Origin of the sequence: Paraburkholderia sp. SIMBA_027 (genome assembly GCF_046535315.1) — a bacterium.
Lineage (GTDB): Bacteria > Pseudomonadota > Gammaproteobacteria > Burkholderiales > Burkholderiaceae > Paraburkholderia > Paraburkholderia tropica.
The window spans coordinates 1-230 of the sequence record NZ_JAWRWY010001747.1 but is presented as its reverse complement, the minus strand read 5'-3'; the positions used below and the strand labels follow the sequence as shown (position 1 = coordinate 230).

General features: G+C 62.2%; 1 protein-coding gene. It reads right to left on the bottom strand.

Annotation, left to right across the window (positions count from 1 at the left end):
* On the bottom strand, positions 1-230 hold a 230-nt coding region (gspG, locus tag SB764_RS45145; protein WP_410867454.1), incomplete at both ends, for a type II secretion system major pseudopilin GspG.

The following is a 230-nucleotide window of genomic DNA, read 5'->3' as shown; positions in this document are numbered from 1 at the left end:
CACGAGCGCCTGGAGACCTTCCTCGGTCGTCGGATACGCGCCCATATCGAGCCGGTATTGATCGAGCGCCTTGCCCAACGAGTCGATCTGGGCTCGCTCGATCTTGACGTTCGACTTGCTGACCTGATCGAAATAGCGCGGGGCGACGAGACCGGCGAGCAAACCGATGATGACCATCACCACGAGCAGTTCGAGCAGCGTGAAACCGCCGTTGCGTCGCCGCGCCTGTC